Annotated in this window: 14 protein-coding genes; 7 read left to right on the top strand and 7 right to left on the bottom strand. The window is 71.7% G+C overall.

Features of this window, described 5'->3' with window-relative positions:
• Positions 1 to 126 precede the first annotated feature (126 nt).
• Positions 127 to 702 (bottom strand): PadR family transcriptional regulator, encoded by a 576-nt coding sequence (locus AWQ71_RS00555; RefSeq protein WP_084258258.1) that lies wholly within the window; start codon positions 700 to 702, stop codon positions 127 to 129.
• Positions 703 to 775: 73 nt separating this feature from the next.
• On the opposite strand from AWQ71_RS00555, the gene AWQ71_RS00550 reads away from it, so the two are divergent.
• Entirely contained in the window at positions 776 to 1,486 is a 711-nt protein-coding gene (locus AWQ71_RS00550) for an ABC transporter ATP-binding protein (RefSeq protein ID WP_067124802.1), read from the top strand.
• Complete coding sequence (locus AWQ71_RS00545) at positions 1,483 to 4,296, top strand: FtsX-like permease family protein (protein WP_067124800.1); 2,814 nt, start codon at positions 1,483 to 1,485, stop codon at positions 4,294 to 4,296. The genes AWQ71_RS00550 and AWQ71_RS00545 overlap by 4 nt, the downstream gene beginning before the upstream one ends.
• A gap of 13 nt (positions 4,297 to 4,309) precedes the next feature.
• Here the strand turns inward: AWQ71_RS00545 and AWQ71_RS00540 are convergent, their stop codons facing one another.
• The 6 genes from AWQ71_RS00540 to AWQ71_RS00515 form a co-directional block, all read right to left on the bottom strand.
• On the bottom strand, positions 4,310 to 5,167 hold the full coding sequence (locus AWQ71_RS00540) for an SDR family NAD(P)-dependent oxidoreductase (protein WP_067124797.1): 858 nt from the start codon (positions 5,165 to 5,167) through the stop codon (positions 4,310 to 4,312).
• A 181-nt stretch (positions 5,168 to 5,348) separates the two neighbouring features.
• The gene (locus AWQ71_RS00535) at positions 5,349 to 6,266 is read right to left on the bottom strand and encodes a TIGR03619 family F420-dependent LLM class oxidoreductase (RefSeq protein WP_067124794.1); all 918 of its coding nucleotides are present in this window, start codon (positions 6,264 to 6,266) and stop codon (positions 5,349 to 5,351) included.
• Positions 6,267 to 6,533: 267 nt separating this feature from the next.
• A complete protein-coding gene (locus AWQ71_RS00530; protein WP_067124791.1) occupies positions 6,534 to 7,232 on the bottom strand; it encodes a gamma-glutamyl-gamma-aminobutyrate hydrolase family protein in 699 nt (232 codons plus the stop codon).
• Between the two features lie 100 nt (positions 7,233 to 7,332).
• On the bottom strand, positions 7,333 to 8,097 hold the full coding sequence (locus AWQ71_RS00525; RefSeq protein WP_067124788.1) for a 3-oxoacyl-ACP reductase: 765 nt from the start codon (positions 8,095 to 8,097) through the stop codon (positions 7,333 to 7,335).
• 6 nt (positions 8,098 to 8,103) lie between these two features.
• Positions 8,104 to 9,441, bottom strand: coding sequence for an aldehyde dehydrogenase family protein (locus AWQ71_RS00520; protein ID WP_245658076.1), 1,338 nt, complete (start codon positions 9,439 to 9,441; stop codon positions 8,104 to 8,106).
• Positions 9,442 to 9,485: 44 nt separating this feature from the next.
• Positions 9,486 to 10,889, bottom strand: coding sequence for a glutamine synthetase family protein (locus AWQ71_RS00515; protein ID WP_067124782.1), 1,404 nt, complete (start codon positions 10,887 to 10,889; stop codon positions 9,486 to 9,488).
• Between the two features lie 253 nt (positions 10,890 to 11,142).
• Between AWQ71_RS00515 and AWQ71_RS00510 the strand changes: the two genes are divergently transcribed.
• From AWQ71_RS00510 to AWQ71_RS00490, 5 genes are all read left to right on the top strand, one after another.
• Positions 11,143 to 11,850 (top strand): FadR/GntR family transcriptional regulator, encoded by a 708-nt coding sequence (locus tag AWQ71_RS00510; RefSeq protein ID WP_067125943.1) that lies wholly within the window; start codon positions 11,143 to 11,145, stop codon positions 11,848 to 11,850.
• Positions 11,851 to 11,963: 113 nt separating this feature from the next.
• Entirely contained in the window at positions 11,964 to 12,860 is an 897-nt protein-coding gene (locus tag AWQ71_RS00505; RefSeq protein WP_245658043.1) for a hypothetical protein, read from the top strand.
• A 64-nt stretch (positions 12,861 to 12,924) separates the two neighbouring features.
• Positions 12,925 to 14,199 (top strand): MFS transporter, encoded by a 1,275-nt coding sequence (locus AWQ71_RS00500; RefSeq protein ID WP_245658042.1) that lies wholly within the window; start codon positions 12,925 to 12,927, stop codon positions 14,197 to 14,199.
• Positions 14,200 to 14,552: 353 nt separating this feature from the next.
• Positions 14,553 to 16,286: an ABC transporter ATP-binding protein gene (locus AWQ71_RS00495; RefSeq protein ID WP_067124775.1), complete on the top strand. Its 1,734-nt coding sequence runs from the start codon at positions 14,553 to 14,555 to the stop codon at positions 16,284 to 16,286.
• A gap of 578 nt (positions 16,287 to 16,864) precedes the next feature.
• Positions 16,865 to 18,091 carry a Cmx/CmrA family chloramphenicol efflux MFS transporter gene (locus AWQ71_RS00490; protein WP_067124772.1) on the top strand — a complete coding sequence of 409 codons (1,227 nt, stop codon included), beginning with the start codon at positions 16,865 to 16,867 and terminating at the stop codon, positions 18,089 to 18,091.
• Positions 18,092 to 18,243: the final 152 nt, after the last annotated feature.

Genomic DNA, 18,243 nt, shown 5'->3' with positions numbered 1-18,243 from the left:
AGATAGTGACGCTTTTCGCCATGTGACCGAAATCGCCTGCACTATATCCCGACAACTGATCCACACGGGCCGTTCACTTCTCCCTGCCTCCCGGCGACCTTGCCGCGGGTGACAGCCGCAGGCTCCTCAGGCGGTGGCCTGGTCGCCGGTGGTGGTGGCGGTGTGGATCGGGACGTCTCCCGAGGTGAGGCCGGTCAGGCGTTCCTCGGCGGAGTCGATCACCTGCAGGTCGGCCTTGATGTGCGCGGCGGCGGCGTCGATGAGCAGCGCGACGAGCGGGTCACCGGAGTGGGCGCGGCGCTGCCTGGTGAGCGCGCCGAGGTCGGCCAGGTGGGCCTGTCGCTGGGCGGAGACGAACGCGGCCAGCGCCTCGGAGCCGAGCCGGCTCGCCCCGAGGAGCTTGAGGAACAGTTCGTCGCGGAAGCCGGAGGTGCGGACCCATGGGGTGGTGGCCCAGGTCTGCAGCTCCTCCGCGCCTCCGGGCGTGAGCTGGTAGATCGTCTTGTCGGGGCGGTCGCTCTGTGCGATGTGGTCGCGGACGACGTGCCCGTCCCGGACCAGGCGGTCGAGGATCTGGTACAGGTGCCCGATGTTGAGCCCGCCCCACTGAGGTCCGACGGCCGCCTCGAACCTGGTCTTCAGCTCGTAGCCGTGGCTGGGGCCGTCGGCGAGGAGGGTCAGGACGGCGTGGCTGAGCGGCATCCGGAGCCACCTTCCTCAATTGTGACAATGTAGGACCTCCCATGCTGCCCTACATTGTGACAATGTACCGGCCATGGGAGTCGAAGTCAGCCTGCGAAGCGTCACCCGGAAGTACGCGTCGGCCGTGGCGCTCGACGAGGTGAGCCTGGACGTCGAGCCGGGAAGCGCGGTCGCGCTCATGGGGCCGTCCGGCGCGGGGAAGTCGACGTTGCTCCATCTGGTGGGCGCGATGGACCCGCCCGACGCCGGTGAGATCGTGGTCGACGGCGAACGCGTCCACGACCTCTCACGGCGGGGACTCGACCGGTACCGCCGGCGTATCGGGTTCGTCTTCCAGCGCTTCCACCTGCTGCCCGCGCTCAGCGTGCTGGACAACGTGCTGGCCCCCGTGCTTCCCCGACGGGTGGATTTCGACCGCAGAGCCCGGGCCATGGAGCTGCTGGAGGCCGTGGGGCTGGCCGACCGCGCCTCGGCCTTGCCGAGCCGGCTGTCCGGGGGCCAGCAGCAGCGGGTCGCCATCGCCCGAGCGCTCATCGCCCGGCCGCCGCTGCTGCTCGCCGACGAGCCCACTGGCAACCTCGACAGCGCCACCGGACACGAGATCGTCGATCTGCTGCTCACGCTGCGGGAGGCGCACGGCATGACCATGCTGATGGCCACGCACAACCCGGAGCTGGCGGCTGTCTGCGACCGCGTCGTACGGATGAAGGACGGGAAGGTCGTCTCCGACGAGCGGCTCACGCCATCGCAGGACGTGCTCGACCGGATCGGACGGCTCGGATGATCCGCCTGGCGTGGGCCCGGCTCCGCCGGGAGCTGGGCCGTTCCCTCGTGCTGCTGGCCGGCATCCTCGTCGCGGCCACCGGGTTCACCGTGCTCACCGGAACGGCCGAGACCCAGCGCCTGGAGATCGTCGGGACCGTCGGGAAGAACTTCCGCGCGCAGTACGACATCCTGGTCCGTCCCAAGGGGTCGACCACCGAGCTGGAGCGGACCCGCTCGCTGGTGCGGCAGAACTACCTGTCGGGCATCTTCGGCGGCATCACCCTCGACCAGTACGAGAAGATCAAGCGGATCAACGGCGTGGACGTCGCCGCGCCGATCGGCATGGTCGGCTACGTCACCCAGGGCGGCTCGGCCAGCGTCGACGTCACCGACGTGCTCCACAAGGGTGACCGCACCATGCTGCGGGTGGACCAGACCCGGGTCACCGACCGCGGGCTCACCCGGATCTCCTACGGCGGGCCGCGTTACCAGTACGTCACCCGCCGGCCGGTCCGGGTGCCCCTCAACAAGCGCAGCGGCGGCGGTGACGTCAGGCTGCTCGCCAAGGAGAACCTGGCATCGGGACGGGAGGTCGCGCTCGGCCCGTCGCTGCTCGACCGGAAGGAGCGCGGCTGGGCGAACCAGAAGACGTTCCCCTTCGACGGGGGCGCGCAGATCGGGTACTGGTCCACGAGCACGGCGTACGGCCTGGGAACGACGACCGAGGACATGTGGAGCCACCGGGGGACCCCGGGACGGGCCGTCGTCAGCGTCGACCAGGAGTTCCCCTTCCTGCTCGCCGCCGTCGATCCGGACGCCGAGGCCCGGCTGGCGGGGCTGGACGAGGCCGTGGTCGCCGGCCGCTACCTCAGAACGGAGGAGGAGTACCAAATACCGCCGACCGGAGGCGGCAAGGAGATCGTGCTCCTCGCCGCGGCGCGGCCGTACGCCGACCAGCGGGACGAGGTCGTGATCCGCAGGCTGCCCGCCGAGGCCGCGGGCGAGGTCGTCAAGGGGACGCCGGTGAAGGCCCTGAAGAAGTACCTCGCCGCGCAGGACGGCGAGATCGTCAAGCGGGTGACGCTGGACGCCGCGGGCGCCTACGACAGCATGCTCGACGGGTGGCAGAACATCCCGAAAGGGCAGATGTCGATGGCCCTCACCCGCTTCTGGACGGCGGGGTCGACCGAGTATCGGGAGCTGGGAGACCGGCACGTCGCCGCCGTGCCGGTGGGCGACGATCCGGCCATCTGGAGGGACCCGGCTTTGGGCAAGGCATTCGGGGAGACGGCGAACTTCTTCCTCGGCTGGGAGGGGCACGCGAACGCCCCCATCGGTGCGGCGGACGCGCAGTTCCGGCCGCTGCGTCCCACGTTCCTGCCGGACTGGGACACGCTGTCGACCCGGGTGATCGGGCGGTTCGACCCGGAGAAGCTGCCCGGGTTCAGTGAGCTGGCGGGGCTGCCGATGGAGACGTACCAGCCGCCCGCCGCCCGGCCCGGCGACAGCCGTACGGAGAAGCTGCTCGGCGGGCGAAACCTGCTGCCGAACGACAACGTCGGCGGATATCTCCAGACGCCGCCCCTGCTGCTGACCAACCTCGAAGGGCTGGGACGGATCAATTCGGTCACCGGGGGCACGGCCCCGCTCAGCGTGGTCCGGGTCCGCGTCGCGGGAGTGACCGGTCCGGACGCGGTCAGCCGCGAGCGGATCAGCCAGGTGGCCAGGGACATCGTGGCGGCGACCGGCCTGGACGTGGACATCACCATCGGCTCGTCACCGTCGCCGATGACGGTGGAGCTGCCCGCCGGGTCGTACGGACGGCCCGCGCTCACTCTTGAGGAGGGGTGGGTGAACAAGGGGGTGGCCTACCGGATCCTGACCGCGGCCGACCGCAAGTCGGTCATCCTCTTCACGCTCATCCTGGCCGTGTGCGGCATGTTCGTGGTGAACGCCGCGTCGGCCGCCGTACGGGCCCGCCGGGTCGAGCTGGGCGTGCTCGGCTGCCTCGGCTGGTCGCGCCCCCGGATGTTCGGCGCGGTGCTCACGGAGGTCGGCGTGATCGGCCTGCTCGCGGGCGGCCTGTCCGCCGCGCTGGCCGCTCCGCTGTCGTCGTGGGCGGGTCTGCCCGATCCGGGCGTGCGAGCCTGGCTGGCCGTGCCCGCGGCGTTGCTCCTCGCGCTGCTCGCGGGGCTGGTGCCGGCCTGGCAGGCGTCGCGGGTGCCGCCGGTGGAGGCCGTCCGTCCGGCCGTCCGGCTGCCGGGGCGGGCGAGGTCGCCGCGAGGCGTGACCGGACTCGCGCTCGCGGGGCTGACGCGGGCGCCCGGCCGGGCCCTGCTCGGCGCGTCGACGCTGACGGTGGCGGTTTTCGCGCTGACGCTGCTGCTCGGCGTGACGTACGGCTTCCGCGGCCGGGTCATCGGCTCCCTGCTGGGGGACGCGGTCGTCCTGCAGGCGCGCACGGCCGACTATGTCGCGATCGCGGTCATGTTCGCGCTGGCCGCGCTGGCGTTGGCCGACGTTCTCTACCTCGGCATCCGGGAGCGGGACGCCGAACTGGCGGCGCTGCGGGCCACCGGGTGGTCGGGCGGCGCGATGGCCCGGCTGATCGTGACGGAGGGGGTCGCCATCGGTCTGGCCGGCGCGCTCACCGGAGCCGTCCTGGGTCTCGCCGCGTCGCTCGCCCTGGCCGGTGAGCTGCCCGTCGCTGTGATCGCGGGGGCGGGGGTGGCCGGGGCTCTCGCGATCGCGCTGGCCGCGCTCGCCGCCGTGGCCCCCGCGCTGCTCGCCCAGAGGCTGCCGCTCGCCCGGCTGCTGGCCCAGGAGTGAAATGGCCAAGGGGTCAGATGCCGTAGCCGCCGTCGACGTCCAGCTTCTGTCCGGTGACGAATCGGGCCCGGTCGGAGGCGAGGAAGCAGACCGCCTCGGCGACGTCGTCGGCGGAGCCGAAGGTCCGCAGCGGGATGTTGCCCATCGCCACGTCGAGGGCGCGCTGGTCCAGGTCGCCGGACGCCAGCAGGCGGGCGGACATGCCGTCGGTGAGCATGCCGGGGCCGACGCAGTTCACCCGGACGCCGAAGCGCCCCTCCTCCGCGGCCAGCCCGCGCGCGAGCGCCTCCACCGCGCCCTTCGGCCCGGCCGACAGGCCGTCGCGGACGGGGTACCGGCGGGTCGCGGCGGTGGTGACGGCGACGATCGACCCCCGGGAGGCGCGCAGGGCGGGCAGCGCGCACCGCGCGACGGTGAAGAAGCCGGTGACGTCGGCGTTCAGCTGCTCGGTGAGCGCCGCCGGGCTGACCGTGGAGAGGTGGACCATCGGCACGTGCGGGCCCGCGGCGTGCACGAGGGTGTGGATCGCGCCGAACCGCGCGACGATCGACTCGACGTAGGCGGCGACCGCGTCGGCGTCCGTGAGCTCCACGCGCGCGGCGGTCACGACGGCCGGATCCGCGCGTTCCGCCTGGTCCGTGCGTCCGGGGTTCACTGATCGCGCCTGGTCCGGCGGCCGTCCGGCGGGTACGGCGGTCGCCGGGCCGGCGGAGAGTTCCGCCACCAGCGCGTCCGCGGCGGCCGCGTTCGACCGGTACGTGAACGCGACCGCGGAGCCGCGCCGCGCGAGGTGGCGGCACACGGCCGCCCCGATGCCGCCGGAACCGCCGGTGACCACGGCCACGCCCGGCCTGCCGTCGAAGTCCCTCACTCCGCGCACCTTCCTGCCCGAGCCTCACAAACAAGCGTTTGGTCAGGTTAGGGACTTCCGGAACCGGTTCGCAACCCCGGGACCGGTTGCGGCGACCCTAGGGCTGAACCCCTGTTCCTCGACCCCGGCTCGATCGGCTGTTCCGGCAGGAGAGGGCTTACGTCGCCAAGCCCGACCCGGCTCAGCCGGCGTGCAGCCTGGTGATGAGCTCATGCGCGACGTCCAGGAACTGATCGCGCGAGGACGTCGTCGTCTGCAGGTCGACGAACGCCTCGTGGGCACCGGCTTGGGCGAGGGTCAGCAGGTAATCACCGATCTGCTGCACGGTTCCGGCGTGCGGCACCTGGTCGTCGGGCGCGGGAGAATCGGTGATCTTCGGATTGACGCGCACCACCATTCGCAGGGCCGACGGGTCCCGGTCGACGCGTGCCGCGGTCTGCAGCGCCATATCCCACAGGGAGGTCAGATACGGCATGGGCATCGCCGTGCTCAGCCAGCCGTCGGCTCGCCTGCCGATCCTCTCCAGAGCCGAGGGCGTGTAACCGGCGAGCAGGATCGGAGGGCGCGGCCGCTGGAGGGGCTTGAGGTCGATGTGCGACGGCGGCACGGTCCAGAGCGTGCCCTTGTGCTCGACCACCTCACTGCTCCAGACGGCCTCCATCAGGTCGAGCGTCTCTTCGAGCCGGTCTCCCCTCCCCTGCCAGGGCACCCCGGTCGCGGTGTATTCGTCACGCAGCCAGCCGAGACCGATGCCGACGTCCAGCCGTCCGTGGCTGAGCAGGTCGAGCGAGGTCAGCATGCGGGCGAGCAGGACCGGCGGTTGCCACAGCGCGTTGAGCGTGCTGGTTCCCAGCCGGACCTCCCGAGTGCTGACGGCGGCCAGCGTCAATGCGGTCAGCGGGTCGAAGAACGTTGCGAAGGCCGGGGGGATCTCGCCGTCTCCTGCCGGGTAGGGATCGCTGGGTGCGAGCGGCAGCATGATTCGATCACCCGCCCACAGGCTGCTGTAGCCCATGGCCTCCAGATCCGCGCTGGCCTGCCGGATGAAATCCGGGTCGGCGAAGGCACCGTACTGCGGGACTGTATATCCGATCTGCATGAGAAATTCCTTGATCCTTCGCCGTGGAAATCCGGGAAGAACTGAGGTGCATATTGCGTACGCATCTCGATACCTGGACGCTCCCGGTCTAACGTCCAGGGAGAGGCTAGGTAGCACCCCTTGGATATGACTTGTGCCGGGTTAGGTCGTGGCCTTGATGCCACAGTCCACCGCCTATGACAGGTTTCGCTCCTGGGCGACGGCGGGTGTCTTCGGACACCTGATGCGGGCCGTGATCGCCGAAGCCACGGCCCGTGGTCAGTACGCCTAGCGGCCTCGGCGGGCGGCGGCGCGTACCAGGGCGTCGAAGAGAGGCGCGTGCTCGTCGGCCTCCGGGTGCCACTGCACCGCGTGGCCGAAGGGGTGGCCCTCCACCTCGACCGCCTCGATCGTGCCGTCGTCCGCCTCGGCGGTGACCGCGAGGCGGTCGCCCAGCCGGTCGACGGCCTGGTGGTGATAGTGCGCGGGAGTCACCTCCTCGGCCTCGTAGATCTTGGCCAGGGCGGGCGAGAGCCGTACCGGGAGCCGGCCGAAGGCGCCGGGCGCGGGGGAGTGCCCGAGGTGGCCGACGACATCGGGCAGGTGCTGGTGGAGGGTACCGCCCATCGCCACGTTCAGCACCTGCATCCCCCGGCACACGCCGAGGAACGGCAGGCCGATGTCGAGGGCGCCGCGCACCATCCTGAACTCCGCCTCATCACGAAATTTCCGGATGTAGTCGGTGGTGTGGTGCGGTTCGGCGTCGTACCTGGCCGGGTCCACGTCGCCGCCTCCGGCGAGGACCAGCCCGTCGATCCGCCCGGCCAGCCCGGCCGGGTCGCCCGCCGGGGGCAGGACGACCGGCTGCCCGCCCGCGCGGGCCACCTGCTCGACGTACATGTACGGCAGCAGCGCCGCCTTCATCTCCCAGACGGTGAACTTCGCCGGTTCGACGTAACACGTGATCCCGATGATCGGACGGGCCATGCCGCCGCCTTTCCTCGTGCTCCCCGATGGCGTGCCACGGGGACGCGCCCGGTCGCGGCGACCGGGCGCGACCGCATGACACGAGCGAGTGATACCCGGCCTACAGCGGTGTGACGTACGCGCTGGAGATGCCGCCGTCGACCAGGAACTCCGCCGCGGTGATGAACGAGGCGTCGTCGGAGGCGAGGAATGCGACCGCCGCCGCGATCTCCTCCGCCCGCGCGAAGCGGCCGATCGGGATGTGGACCAGACGGCGCTGCGCCCGCTCGGGGTCCTTGGCGAACAGCTCCCGCAGCAGCGGGGTGTCGACCGGCCCCGGGCACACGGCGTTCACCCGGATGCCCTCGCGGGCGAACTGCACGCCCAGTTCCCGGGTCATCGCCAGCACACCGCCCTTGGAGGCCGTATAGGAGATCTGCGAGGTGGCCGACCCCATCACCGCCACGAACGACGCCGTGTTGACGATCGACCCCTTGCCCTGGCGGCGCATGTACGGGATCACGTGCTTGCAGCAGTAGTACACCGAGGTCAGGTTGACCTCCTGCACCTTGCGCCAGGCGTCGATGCCGGTGGTGAGGATCGAGTCGTCCTCCGGCGGTGAGATGCCGGCGTTGTTGAAGGCGATGTCCACGCTTCCGAAGGCGTCGTGCGCCGTCTGGAACATCCGGACGACGTCGTCCTCGACGGAGACGTCCGCCTTGACGTACAGCCCGCCCACCTCGTCGGCGGCCTTGGTCCCCGCCACCTCGTCGAGGTCCACCACGACGACCTTCGCACCCTCCTGGGCGAACCGGCGCGCCGTGGCGAGCCCGATGCCGCTGCCCGCGCCCGTGATGACGGCCACACGATCCTGCAAACGCTGCATAGGTCTCTACTCCGTTGCGATGAAGACGTTCTTGGTCTCGGTGAAGGCGGCGAGGGCGTCCGGGCCGAGCTCCCGGCCCAGGCCCGACTGCTTGAACCCGCCGAACGGCGTCCAGTAGCGCACGCTCGAATGCGAGTTGACCGACAGGTTGCCGGCCTCGACCGCGCGGGCCACGCGCAGCGCCCGGCCGACGTCGCGGGTCCAGATCGACCCGCTCAGCCCGTACGGCGTGGCGTTGGCCAGACGCACCGCGTGCTCCTCGCCGTCGAACGGGACCACCGTCACAACCGGCCCGAAGATCTCCTCCTCGTACGCCCGGCGGAACGCCGGAGCATCGGAGGAACCGAGCGGGTCGAACCCGGGCGGGGCGGCGAGGACGGTCGGCGCGAACCAGTAGCCGCGGCCCTTCGGGCAGGCGCCCCGCGCGTACGGCGTGAGCCCGGGCCCGGCGAACGACGCGACCCGGGCGAGGTGTTCGGCGCTGACCAGCGGCCCCATCTGGGTCGCGGGGTCGAGCGGGTCGCCGACCCGGACCTCGCGCACCGCCGCCGCGAGCCGCTCCAGGAAGTCGTCGTAGATCTCGCGCTGCACGAGCAGCCGTGAGCGGGCGCAGCAGTCCTGCCCGGAGTTGTCGAACACGGCCATCGGCGCGGACGTGACGGCCCGGTCCAGGTCGGCGTCGGCGAAGACGATGTTCGCGCTCTTGCCGCCGAGCTCAAGCGTGACCCGCTTCACCCGCGCGGCGGCCGTGGCCCCGATGAGCCGGCCGACCTCGGTCGAGCCGGTGAACACGATCTTGGGTACGTCCGGATGCTCGACCAGCCGGGCGCCCGCGACCTCCCCGGCCCCGGGGAGGACCTGGAGCACCCCCTCGGGCAGGCCGGCCTCCAGGGCCAGCTCGGCCAGCCGGAGCGCGGTGAGCGGGGTCCACTCGGCGGGTTTCACGATGACCGCGTTCCCGGCGGCGAGCGCCGGGGCGACAGCCCACATCATGATCACCATGGGGAAGTTCCACGGCACGATCACCCCCACGACGCCGAGCGGCTCGTGGAAGGTGACATCCACGCCGCCCGGCACCGGGATCTGCGCGCCGTGGTGGCGTTCGGGCGCACCGGCGTAGAAGTCGAGCACGTCGCGGACGTTGCCCGCCTCCCAGCGGGCGTTGCCGACCGTGTGCCCGGCATTGGCGATCTCCAGCCGGGCCAGCTCCTCGGCGTGGTCGTCCACCAGGCGGGCGAACCGCCGCAGCAGCCGGGCCCGGTCGCCCGGCGCCGTCGCCCGCCAGGACGCGAACGCGGCCCTGGCCCGCTCCACCGCGCGGTCGACCTCGGCCGCGTCGGCCATCTCGATGTCGGCGATCACGTCCTCGGTCGCCGGATTGACGATCTTCACAGTCGCTCGAACCCCCGGAAGAGCTCCCAGTCCGTCACCGCCGCGTCGAACGCGGCAATCTCGACCCTGGCGTTGTTGGCGTAGTGGTCCACGACGTCCTTTCCGAACGCCTCCTCGGCGAGCGCCGAGCCCTCCCACAGGGCGAGCGCGTCGCGCAGCGTGCCCGGCACCGTCGCGGCGCCCGACGCGTACGCGTTGCCGCCGCACGGCTCCTCAAGGGGCAGCTCGTGCTCGATGCCGCGCAGCCCGGCGGCGATCAGCGCGGCCACCGCGAGGTAGGGGTTGACGTCCCCGCCGGGCACCCGGTTCTCGATCCGCAGCGAGGGGCCGTGCCCGACCAGGCGCAGCGAGCAGGTGCGGTTGTCCACGCCCCACTTCACCGCGGTCGGCGCGAAGCTGCCCGGAACGAACCGCTTGTAGGAGTTGATGTTCGGCGCGTAGAAGAGGGTGAGCTCCCGCAGCGCGGCGAGCTGGCCCGCGATGAAGTGCTCGCCGACCCTCGACAGTCCGTACGGCTCCCGCCCCGCCATCACCGGCGCGCCGTCGGCGTCGCGCAGCGAGATGTGGACGTGGCAGGAGTTCCCCTCACGCTGGTTCGGCTTGGCCATGAAGGTGATCGACCTGCCCTCCTGGGCGGCGATCTCCTTGGCGCCGTTCTTGTAGAAGACGTGGTTGTCGCATGTCGTCAGCGCGTCGGTGAACCGGAAGGCGATCTCGTGCTGCCCGAGGTTGCACTCGCCCTTCGCCGACTCGACGTACAGGCCGGCGCCCTCCATGCCGAGCCGGATCTTGCGCAGCAGCGGTTCGATCCTCGCCGTGCCGAGCAGCGAGTAGTCCACGTTGTAGGCGTTGGCGGGGATCAGGTCGCGGTAGCCGCGCCGCCACGCCTCCTCGTACGTGTCGTCGTAGACGCAGAACTCCAGCTCCGTGCCGACGAAGGCGGTCCAGCCGTACGCCGCGAGCCGCTCGATCTGCCGGCGCAGGATCTGGCGGGGGGAGGGTAAGACGTCGGAGCCGTCCTCCCAGACCAGGTCGGCCAGGAGCAGGGCGGTGCCCTCCTGCCACGGCACCCGGCGCAGGGTCGCCAGGTCGGGCCGCATCACGAAGTCGCCGTACCCGCGCTCCCAGGAGGACATGGCGTAGCCGTCCACGGTGTTCATGTCGACGTCCACGGCGAGCAGGTAGTTGCACCCCTCGGCGGCGTGTTCGAGCACCTCGTCGAGGAAGTAGCGGGCGGACAGCCGCTTGCCCTGCAGCCGGCCCTGCATGTCGGTGATCCCCAGCAGGACGGTGTCAACCCGGCCCGCCTCGATGTCCGCGCGAAGCTGCTCGACGGTCAGCACACCGCCTCCTCGGGGCGTCAAATGTCTGGAAACAGACCAATGGATGGATGCAAGCATCCGGCCCGGGCCCGCGTCAACCACCGGTGTGAGCTAATCTCGGCCGAAACGCCCTGTGAAGGATGGGATGGGGCCTCCCGTCCGGCGGTCGCCGGCGTTTCCCGCGGGCGCGCCGGGACGCGTTCGTACGGCGTCCGCACGCGGGTGGCCGCCCGAGAGTGGGCACGCGCGGCCGTCCCCCGGCAAGGTCCCCGAAAGCAGGCAGGTCACCGGGCAGGCCGCAACGGAAGGAGCCACCGTGGACGCGCCCTCGATGCTCCCGCTGCTGCGGCCGGTCAGGTCGGGCAACGCCTTCGAGGAGACCGTCGAGCGACTGCTCCAGGCGATCAAGCTCGGGGTCGTCGCGCACGGGGAGAAGCTGCCGCCCGAACGCGAACTGGCCGCCCAGCTCGGCATCAGCAGGGTGACGCTGCGGGAGGCGATCCGCGCGCTGCAGGACGCCGCCTTCCTCGACGTACGGCGCGGCCGGTACGGTGGGGCGTTCGTCGTCTACGAGCCGCCGCGCCCGGAGAGCGGCGACCTGCGCCGGGCGGTCGCGGCGATGGGCCAGGGCGACCTGGAGGACGCGCTGACCTTCCGGATGGCGGTCGAGTGCGGCGCGGCCGAGGTTCTGGCGAGCGCCGAACTGTCGCCCGCCCAGCGCGCGACGCTCGTCCGGCGGCTGGAGGACGTGAACGAGGCCGCTCCGGAGGACTACCGGCGGCTGGACACGGCCTTCCACCTGTCGATCGCCGAGCTGACCGGCTCGTCGCTGCTGGCCGCCGCCTGCGCGGACGCCCGGCTGCGGGTGACCGACCTGCTCAACGCCATCCCGGTGCTGGGGCCCAACATCGAGCACGCCTCCGTCCAGCACGCCGCGATCGTGGAGGCGATCCTGGCCCGCGACCCGGAGGCGGCCCGGCGGGCGGTGGCCGAGCATCTGGAGGGGACGGCGGCGCTGCTGCGCGGCTTCCTCGCCTGAGCCGGTCCCAGCCGGCAAGGCAGGCGGTCGGGCGACCGGTGGATCAGGGGGCGCCCTCAAGTGGGGCGAAGATGACGTAAGGGGGCAGGACCATCGCCGGGGGGCGTACGACATTGGCCGACTGGTTTCACGAGAGCGTGGTGGAGACGCATCGGCTGCCGCTGTTCTGCTTCTTCGTCGCGTTGATCGTGGCGTTCGTGTTCACGCGGATCAACGTGCGGTTGATCAGATCCCGGGTGCGCTGGTGGTTCGGAAACGTCAGCGTCGGCGAGATGCACATCCACCACGTCGTCTTCGGCGTGGTGCTCATGATGCTCGGCGGCGTCTCCAGTCTCGTCGTCTCGGGCATCTCCACCGGCTGGTACGCGTTCACGGCGGCGGTGTTCGGGGTCGGCTCGGCCCTCGTGCTGGACGAGTTCGCGCTGATCCTGCATCTGAGAGACGTCTACTGGTCGCGGGAGGGCCGCACCTCGGTGGACGCGGTCTTCGTGGCGGTCGCCGCGACCGGCCTGCTGCTGCTCGGCCTGCGTCCACTCGGCTGGGACACCTCTGACGGCACCCCCGAGGGCAGGTGGTTCGCGGCGGGCTTCCTCGTCGTGAACCTTCTCTTCGCCGTGATCACCTTGCTCAAGGGCAAGATCTGGAGTGGTCTTCTCGGGCTCTTCCTCCCGCCGATCGTCTACGCCGGCGCGGTACGGCTGGCCCGGCCCGGCTCCCCGTGGGCCCGCTGGTTCTACGCCGAGGGAGCCAGGCGGCCCAAGCCCCGGCGGATGGCGCGGGCCGCCCACCGGGAGGAACGGTGGCGGCGGCCCGCCATCCGGATCAAGATCGCCGTCCAGGAGTTCGTCTCCGGCCGCCACGACCTCCCCGCGCCGCAGCGGAGAGCCCGCCGCCGGGAGCTCTCCACGGCCCACTGGCGCTTCCGCCTTCGCCGCCTTCCCGCGCCGCGCCAGCGGTCCCGCGGCCTCGACATCCCGGCCGTGACCCGGCGGCGCGACCGCCGGGGCTGAGCCCCGAACGTGTATTGCCACCCCCAAGCGCCGGAAATTTCACGGCGTGGGATGGTGGATGATCGTGGCTGAGCAAACGGTGGGTGTCCAAGGGTTCATACGTCGGCATTTTCTGGACACGAGGCCGCTCGCGATCCCGCACTTCCGCCGCCTGCTGTTCGGCCAGGCCCTCTCGTTCATCGGGTTCCAGCTCACCGCGGTCGCGGTCAGCGCCCAGGTCTACGCGCTCACCAAGTCGTCGTTGTGGGTCGGGATGCTCGGCCCGGTGGCGCTGGTGCCGCTGGTCGTGTTCGGGCTGTGGGGCGGTGCGATCGCCGACGCGGTGGACCGCCGCAAGCTGTTGCTCGTCTGCTCCCTGATCAGCTGGGCGGCCACGCTGGCGCTGCTCTTCAACGCGTTCTTCCTGTCGAATATCTGGCTGCTGATGGCGGCCGTCGCCGTGCAGTCCATCGGTGTGGCGGTGTCCTCGCCCACCCGCGTCGCGATCATCCCGAGGCTGGTGCCCGCCGAGCTGGTGCCGTCGGCCAACACGCTGAACTACACCCTGGGCAGCCTCGCCTCCGTGCTCGGGCCGCTGCTCGGCGGTTTCGTGCTCGCCCGAGGCGGAGCCGGCATGGCCTACCTCATCGACGCGCTCCTGTTCGGCGCCACCCTCTACGCGGCCGCCCGGCTGCCGCGGCTCGAACCGCTGGGCGAGTCCACCGCGCCGGGCGTGCGCGCGGTGGTGGACGGCCTGCGGTACATCATGGGCAATCCGGTCGTGCTGATGTCGTTCGTCGTGGACATCATCGCCATGGCCTTCGCGCTGCCGCGGGCGCTCTATCCCGAACTCGCCGCGACGCGCTTCGAGGGTTCGGAGATGGCGTTCGGCTGGTTGTCGGCGAGCGTGGCGCTCGGGGCGGTCGTCGGGGGCGTGTTCTCCGGCTGGGTGGGCCGGGTCCGCCGGCAGGGCGTGGCCCTGACCTTCGTCATCGCGCTGTGGGGGCTCACGGTGGCCGCCGCCGGGCTGGCCCAGCAGCTGTGGCTGGTCGTCGCGCTGCTCGCGGCGGGCGGTTTCGCCGACCTGGTCTCGGCGGTGTGGCGGCAGACCATCCTCCAGACGTACGCGCCGGACGAGATGCGCGGCCGTCTCCAGGGCGTCTTCTACGTCGTGGTCGCGGGCGGGCCGCGGCTCGGCGACATGAGGGCGGGAGCGACGGCCGCGGCGGTCGGCCTGGTGCCCGCCTGGGTGGGAGGCGGGGTGCTCTGCGCCGTCGCCGTCATCATCGTGGGCCTGTCCGTGCCCGCGTTCCGCGCGTACCGTCCTCGACCGCTTCAGGAGGCCGGCGCCCAGCGGTGATCCGCCGTCAACCTTCCGGGGCCGGGCACTACAGGCCGCCCCCGGGCGTTGATCACGACGGCGTCGGCGGGCGAAACGGCTCGTTCCCGTCATTTCTGGTGCGTCAACTGGTGTTGACACCATGAACGGAGAACCGGTGGCTCTGGTGACCGAAGCGGAGGGGACGACCCGCCGCACGTGCTCCGGGCCGCCGCCGAGCCGCGCCGGCAGGTCAATCGGCTGGCCGCCGTGCGGGTACGGCGAGCCCGTGTGCAGGGGAGCTCATGGGGGCGGATAGCGCAAGCCCTGGAAGTCGGCAGGCAGGCGATCCACAGGAAGTTCGGCGGGGGGAGGCTGCCCGGGGGCCGCTGAAAATGACCGGCATCGCCAAGCGCGGACCCTGGCGATTACTGATCGAGCAGATCCGTCCGCACAAGCGGGCCCTGCTGCTCGGCGGCGCGCTCAGCCTCGTCGGCAGTCTCGCCGGGCTCGCGATGCCGCTGCTGGCGAAGACCGTGATCGACGCCTTCGGGCAGGGGGCCGACCTGGTGGGCCCGATCATCGGACTGTCGGTGGCGGTGCTGGCCGGCGCGGTGGTGTCCGCCGGGGGACGGTTCCTGCTCGAACGGATGGGCGAGGGTGTCGTGCTCGCCTCCAGGCGGAACCTCGTGGACCGGATGCTGCGGCTTCGCGTGGCCGACGTGGACCGGCTCAAGCCCGGCGACCTGCTCTCACGGGTCAGCTCCGACACGACGCTGCTGCGCAGCGTCTGCACCGACTCCCTGGCCGGAGTGGTCAGCTCCGTGTTCATGTTCGTCGGCGCCGTGGTGATGATGGCGATCATGGACTGGGTGCTCCTGCTGGTGACGCTGGGCGTGGTGGCCCTGGTCGGCGTCGCCGGCGCCTTCATCGCCCCGAAGATCAGACGGGCGTCCCTCCAGGCGCAGGAGGCGCTCGGCGAGATGAGCTCCACGCTCGACCGGGCGCTCCAGGCGTTCCGTACGGTCAAGGCGAGCGGCGCGGAGGCCCGCGAGATCGCGGCCGTGACCGTCGCCGCCACCCGGGCGCGGGACCGGGGCGTGACGGCCGCCGCGTGGAGCTCCGCCACGGACATCAGCGCGTGGATGGCGGTGCAGTTCGCGTTCCTCGCCGTGCTCGGCGTGGGCGGGGCCCGGGTGGCGAGCGGCGCGATGGAGATCTCGGCGCTGATCGCGTTCCTGCTGTACCTGTTCTATCTGGTCTCGCCGATCGGGCAGCTCGTGCAGAGCCTCACCCAGATGCAGAACGGCCTGGCCGCGGTGACCCGCATCGAGGAGATCGCCCAGCTCCCCGCCGAGCCGCCGGTCTCCGTCGTCGCGGGCGGCGGCGCGCCCGCCGGCGTCACCTTCACCGACGTCCGCTTCCGATACGCCGACGACCGGCCGGTGATCCACGACGGCGTGACCTTCGAGGTCCCGGTGGGCGGCATGACCGCGCTCGTCGGCCCGTCGGGAGCGGGCAAGTCCACGGTGTTCGGCCTGGTCGAGCGGTTCTACGAGCCCGGCTCCGGGGTCATCGCCGTGGACGGCCGCGACATCCGCGACTGGCCGCTCGACGAGCTGCGCGCCGCGCTCGGCTACGTGGAGCAGGACGCGCCCATCCTCGCCGGGACGCTCCGCGAGAACCTCACCTTCGCCGCCCCCGGCGTCACCGATGAGGAGATCGCACACGCGCTCGCCCGGACGCGCCTGGATGACCTGGTGGAGCGGCTGCCCCAGGGCCTCGACACCGCCGTGGGCCACCGCGGCGTGCTGCTCTCCGGCGGCGAGCGGCAGCGGGTCGCGATCGCGCGGGCCCTGCTGCGCAGGCCGCGCCTGCTGCTCCTGGACGAGGCGACCTCGCAGCTCGACGCCGTCAACGAGCTGCGCCTGCGCGAGGTGGTGGCCGAGGTGGCGCGCGAGACCACGGTTCTGGTGATCGCGCACCGCCTGTCCACGGTCACCGGCGCCGACCGCATCATCGTCATGGAGGCGGGCCGGGTCCGCGCCTCCGGCACCCATGAAGAGCTGGTCGAGGCCGACGACCTCTACCGGGAACTCGCCGCCACCCAGTTCCTCGTCGCCTCCTGACGCGCCGTCCGGGATCCCGTACGTCCACGCCTGGATACACACAGGTTCGGAGGGCGCGGGATCCCGCAGGCCCCTCGGGCGGTCACGAACGCGCGCCGGTTCGCCTCGGTGGGAGACCGCGAAGTGGATAACCGGTGGACGGGACGCCGCCGATTTCACTAGGGTTCCGGCCATGTCCAGCCCCGAGGCGTCAAGACGCTAGCCGCCGGCTTTTGCGGTGGCCTCCTTCGCGATCACGCCATGTCGTCGTCGACGTCATCTCGTGATGGGGCTTCGTCGTGCCTGACGCGTAGCGCGTCCTGTTGCGGGCCTTCCTGACGTAGGGCACTTCTGCGGCGGTATGTCCGCCGCGCCTGGCCGCCACCGAATCGCCGTTGCACGGGCTGTCCTTCTCCCCGGATCGGTTCTCGCCGTCCACCCGGTCTCGTGGTGGCGGCCGGCGCCGTCGTCCCGGGAGCCGTCACGCGCGGGCGGCCCGCGCCCCTGCCGGACCGGCGCTCCGCGCCGCCCGATCCGGGCGCGGCGTCAGCCCGTCGCTTCCTCGTCATCTGTCCGCGACGCGGTAGTGGGGTCTCTTCATGCCATTCGCCATCTATATCCTCGGGCTGGCGGTCTTCGCCCAGGGGACGTCCGAGTTCATGCTGTCCGGGCTGGTACCGGGCATCGCCGCCGATCTGAACGTGTCCATCCCGTCCGCCGGAGCGCTGACCTCGGCGTTCGCCGTCGGCATGATCGTCGGTGCGCCGTCGGCCGCGATCCTCAGCCTGCGCTGGCCGAGGCGTACGGCGCTGCTGGTCTTCCTGATCGTCTTCATGCTCGTCCACGTGCTGGGCGCGGTCACCACCTCGTTCGGCGTCCTGCTCGCCACCCGGGTGGTCGGGGCGCTGGCGAACGCGGGATTCCTCGCCGTGGCGATCGCGACCGCCACCGGCATGGTCGCCGCCGACGCCAAGGGCCGGGCCACGTCCGTCCTGCTCGGCGGCGTCACCGTCGCGTGCGTCGTGGGCGTGCCCGCGGGCGCCCTGCTCGGCCAGATGTGGGGCTGGCGCGCGGCGTTCTGGGCCGTGGCCCTGGTCTGCGTACCGGCCGTCGTCGCGATCCTGCGCTCGGTCCCGGCCACGGCACCGTCCATGGAGCCGTCCACGCAGCCGGACGGGACGGCGCGGGCCGGAGCGCAGGGGGAGCGGGTCGCGGCCGGGCCGAGCGCCCGCCGGGAACTGCGGGCGCTGCGCGACCCCCGGTTGATCGTGACCCTGCTCCTCGGCGCCCTGGTGAACGGCGCGACCTTCTGCGCGTTCACCTATCTGGCTCCGTTGGTCACCGAGGTCGGCGGCTTCGGGAACGGGTGGGTGCCGGTCATGCTCGCGCTGTTCGGGCTCGGCTCGTTCACCGGTGTGACCGTGGCCGGCCGGATGTCCGACGCGCGGCCGGTGCGGCTCCTGCTGGTCGGAGGACCGGCGCTGCTCGCCGGATGGCTCCTGTTCGCGGTCGCGGCCGGCAACCCGGTGGTGATGGTCGTGCTCGTCTTCGTCCAGGGGACGCTCTCGTTCGCCGTGGGCTCGACCCTGATCACGCGGGTGCTCTACGCGGCGGCCGAGGCGCCGTCCCTGGGCGGGGCCTTCGCCACCGCCGCCCTCAACGTGGGCGCCGCCGCCGGACCCCTGCTGGGCGGCGTCGCCATCGGCGCGGGCCTCGGCTATCGCTCCCCGCTGTGGGCCGGCGCGCTGCTGGTCGCCCTCGCGTTCGTCATCGCGGGCCTGGCCCGGGCCGTACGGGCCGAAAGGACGCCCACCACCGCGTCCTGACTGGAAAGCATGACATTCAGAAATGGTGTTCTGAATCGAATGGATGTCCGGTGACCTGCGGTTATGTGGAAGCCGTACGGACCCTTTACCGCGCTGACCCGGTGGAGGGGCGGTGGACCGGGGAGGACAGGAGGTGCGGAACCTCTCCTTCG

It is taken from the genome of Microtetraspora malaysiensis (assembly GCF_001528665.1).
In the GTDB taxonomy this organism is placed as follows: Bacteria; Actinomycetota; Actinomycetes; order Streptosporangiales; family Streptosporangiaceae; genus Microtetraspora_A; species Microtetraspora_A malaysiensis.
The sequence above is the reverse complement of the archived record's forward strand: the minus strand, read 5'-3'. Positions and strand labels throughout refer to the sequence as shown.

Coding starts and splice junctions, on each gene's coding strand:
- AWQ71_RS00550 (WP_067124802.1), top strand. CDS start 776: ATGGGAGTCGAAGTCAGCCTGCGAAGCGTCACCCGGAAGTACGCGTCG.
- AWQ71_RS00520 (WP_245658076.1), bottom strand. CDS start 9,441: ATGGCCGACGCGGCCGAGGTCGACCGCGCGGTGGAGCGGGCCAGGGCC.
- AWQ71_RS00490 (WP_067124772.1), top strand. CDS start 16,865: ATGCCATTCGCCATCTATATCCTCGGGCTGGCGGTCTTCGCCCAGGGG.
- AWQ71_RS00545 (WP_067124800.1), top strand. CDS start 1,483: ATGATCCGCCTGGCGTGGGCCCGGCTCCGCCGGGAGCTGGGCCGTTCC.
- AWQ71_RS00555 (WP_084258258.1), bottom strand. CDS start 702: ATGCCGCTCAGCCACGCCGTCCTGACCCTCCTCGCCGACGGCCCCAGC.
- AWQ71_RS00515 (WP_067124782.1), bottom strand. CDS start 10,889: ATGCTTGCATCCATCCATTGGTCTGTTTCCAGACATTTGACGCCCCGA.
- AWQ71_RS00535 (WP_067124794.1), bottom strand. CDS start 6,266: ATGCAGATCGGATATACAGTCCCGCAGTACGGTGCCTTCGCCGACCCG.
- AWQ71_RS00495 (WP_067124775.1), top strand. CDS start 14,553: ATGACCGGCATCGCCAAGCGCGGACCCTGGCGATTACTGATCGAGCAG.
- AWQ71_RS00510 (WP_067125943.1), top strand. CDS start 11,143: ATGCTCCCGCTGCTGCGGCCGGTCAGGTCGGGCAACGCCTTCGAGGAG.
- AWQ71_RS00525 (WP_067124788.1), bottom strand. CDS start 8,097: ATGCAGCGTTTGCAGGATCGTGTGGCCGTCATCACGGGCGCGGGCAGC.
- AWQ71_RS00530 (WP_067124791.1), bottom strand. CDS start 7,232: ATGGCCCGTCCGATCATCGGGATCACGTGTTACGTCGAACCGGCGAAG.